Source organism: Peribacillus sp. P4_C12, from assembly GCF_056402095.1.
Window position 1 is genome coordinate 1 of record NZ_JBFUIB010000458.1, and the last position, 2,904, is coordinate 2,904.

Sequence of the window (2,904 nt, forward strand, 5' to 3'; positions counted from 1 at the left end):
CTTTTATAACACCTAACAGCAAAATTAGCCATTATTTTAATCACTACTTATCGTGATAAAGTCCTGGCAACTATCAACATGACTTTAAATACATATTCTTTTGTAATTCTTTAGTTAATTGAACTTCTCAAAGATAATCTTGAAGGAGCCGTTTAGGCATAACTTTTATTATCTTTTTAATCAATATCTGAATCTACTTCACACAATTTATCTAAAATAATTGGTCATCCTAGTGAACCAAAGTACATCCTGTACCACTCAAATATTTATTAAACAAAAAAACCTGCTGACACCCACTTTTACGCGGAATGACTGCAGGTTTTAAAATATTTAAGCCATTTTTGACTTAACAAATGAATGGATTCTTTCAACCGCTGCTTCAAGCAGTTCCAATGAAGTCGCGTAAGATAGTCTGATGTTGTCCGGAGCACCAAAACCTGAACCTGGAATTACTGCTACCTGAGCTTCTTCTAACAATGCAGTAGTAAAATCATCCACATTGCTGTAGCCAGTTAATTCAACCGCACGTTTAACATTCGGGAACAAGTAAAATGCTCCTTGTGGTTTAATGCAGCTAACGCCTGGAATTTCCACTAATTTATCATAAATTGTATTCAATCGACCTTCAAATGCTTGGCGCATTTCTTCCACAGGATCCTGTGAACCTTCATAAGCGGCAATTGCTCCGTACTGAGCAGTTGTCGTAGGATTGGATGTGCTGTGGCTAGAAAGGTTTGTCATAGCTTTGATGATGGCCTCATCCCCTACTGCATAACCAATTCTCCAGCCTGTCATTGAATGTGATTTAGAAACACCATTAATGATGATTGTTTGCTTTTTCAATTCAGGAGAAATCTCCGCAATCGATGTATGTGTTGCATTTCCATAAACCAATTTCTCGTAAATTTCATCGGAAACGATTAAGATGTCATGTGCTAAACATACTTCTCCGATAGCCGCTAACTCTTCCCTAGAATAAAGCATACCAGTTGGATTGCTTGGAGAGTTAATGATAACTGCTTTCGTTTTCTCAGTAATTGCTTGTTCTAACTGTTCTTTTGTAATTTTATATTGATTTTCCTCAGTGCCTACAACATATACTGGTTTTCCACCTGCAAGTTTAATTTGTTCTGGATAACTTACCCAATATGGTATTGGAACAATAACTTCATCTTCTTCATCAAGAATCGCTTGAAACAATGTATAAAGGGCGTGCTTAGCACCTGAACCAACAATTATTTCAGAAGGCTTGTATTCTAAACCTTGATCCCGCTTTAATTTAGCAGCAATCGCCGCTTTTAACTTTGGAAGTCCTGCTGATGGCGTATATTTCGTTTGCCCTTCATTCATCGATTGAAAGGCTGCGTCAATAATATGCTGAGGAGTGTTATAGTCTGGTTCACCTGCCCCCAAACCAATTATATCAAGACCTTGAGCTTTAAGTTCTTTTGCTTTTGCTGTGATTGCCAATGTTGTTGATGGCGTTAATGACTGAACTCGGTTAGCTAATTTCATAATAAATTAATCCCCCATTCTAAATGCTTCGATAATACTTTAGCCATTCCCCTGTTTTAAAATCATAATAATCATAATTAAAGCGCTCAGATTCATCAAGATATGTTACTTCCCAAAGTGGAACGTTTTTTTCCATACCAAGTTTAACTGAAATAATTTTTTGAGGATTTAGCTTTTCTTTAACAATGCTTAAAATCTCTTTTTTTGACTTACCATCTTTATAGTTTTCCACTACAATTTCTTTCTTCTCGTCCTCAGGAAGCCAGACTATTTTTTTAGTCCCATTTTCTCCCTTACCAATGATGACAGAATACGAATCCTGCCCATTATAAAGGTAGAATTCTTCCATGGTTTCAAGGCCGCCCTCTTCCTTCGCCTTTTCAAAAGCCACATTACCAGCTTCTTTTTTAGGCTGCAACGCTTTAATATATGCCCCGCCGACAAATCCGATAAAACAAAGGACTAGGATAGAAGCAATAATCAACCATTTTTTCAAAGCCGCTTTTCCCTCTTTCTATGTACGATAAATTGTAAATATCGCTTTTTCTTGATTTTCTGAATCTAATGCAAGTCCGAACATTAAGTCGTCCTTTTTCAACGTCCGATTCAAAGAATCTACAATCTTATACAAATCAGGAGAATTTTGCAACCTGACTGTCGAGATTACTTCAATTTTACTTTCCATAAAAACGCCCCTCCATTTTAACTAAAAATTGTCAACAATCACTGGTATGAATAGGATTAGAAGGCTTTACTACCTTTCACATTATAACAGCTCGAAGGTTATTTTTCTTTATTATTTCATAAAAATTCAATTGGATTTATGAATAATCTAAAGATTCTTTAAATCCACTCTTCTATCATATCCACCATCTCATTAATTGAGCCTTGATGCCAGTCAACGGCCGGTATGGACTTTTGAAATTCAAGACCATATTTGGCGGTGATAATGCGGCGGTCCAGAACAACTAGGACTCCTCTGTCTTCAGGAGTACGTATCAGCCTCCCGAATCCTTGGCGGAACCTTAGCAAGGCTTCAGGTAAAGAATACGCAGAGAAGGCGTTTCTGCCTTGCTTTTCGAGAAGTTGGCATTTTGCAGCTGTGACCGGCTCATCCGGTGGTGAAAACGGCAGCCTGACAATGATTAGGCAGGATAAATCCTCTCCTGGAATATCAACACCTTCCCATAGGCTAGTTGTTCCAAATAGGACGGCTTTCTCGAAGTTTTGAAAATTTCTGAGTAACCTCATTCGGCTTCCACCAGAAATCCCCTGTGCAAACAAGGTATACTCATCTAGGACCCCTGAGTCTTTAATGGAAAAATAGGTTGCTCGCAGCATCTCATGCGAGGTGAACAAAACCATCATTCTCCCTTTAGCTGCCTGTGC

Annotated in this window: 4 protein-coding genes; all 4 read right to left on the reverse strand. The window is 38.0% G+C overall.

The features are described 5' to 3' along the window. Nucleotides 1-330: 330 nt before the first annotated feature. A complete protein-coding gene (locus AC1DUW_RS24855; RefSeq protein ID WP_252430511.1) occupies nt 331-1,515 on the reverse strand; it encodes a pyridoxal phosphate-dependent aminotransferase in 1,185 nt (394 codons plus the stop codon). Between the two features lie 19 nt (nt 1,516-1,534). After that, nucleotides 1,535-2,011 carry a cell wall elongation regulator TseB-like domain-containing protein gene (locus AC1DUW_RS24860; protein WP_053346749.1) on the reverse strand — a complete coding sequence of 159 codons (477 nt, stop codon included), beginning with the start codon at nt 2,009-2,011 and terminating at the stop codon, nt 1,535-1,537. Between the two features lie 18 nt (nt 2,012-2,029). Then, nucleotides 2,030-2,200 (reverse strand): YpmA family protein, encoded by a 171-nt coding sequence (locus tag AC1DUW_RS24865; RefSeq protein ID WP_082527552.1) that lies wholly within the window; start codon nt 2,198-2,200, stop codon nt 2,030-2,032. Between the two features lie 158 nt (nt 2,201-2,358). Then, nucleotides 2,359-2,904, reverse strand: a 546-nt coding sequence (locus tag AC1DUW_RS24870; protein ID WP_477643725.1) for a helicase C-terminal domain-containing protein, incomplete at its 5' end; no start/stop codon positions are given.

Bases quoted from the DNA above. Each gene is read 5' to 3' on its own strand.
- AC1DUW_RS24855 (WP_252430511.1), bottom strand. From the start codon at position 1,515: ATGAAATTAGCTAACCGAGTTCAGTCATTAACGCCATCAACAACATTG.
- AC1DUW_RS24865 (WP_082527552.1), bottom strand. From the start codon at position 2,200: ATGGAAAGTAAAATTGAAGTAATCTCGACAGTCAGGTTGCAAAATTCT.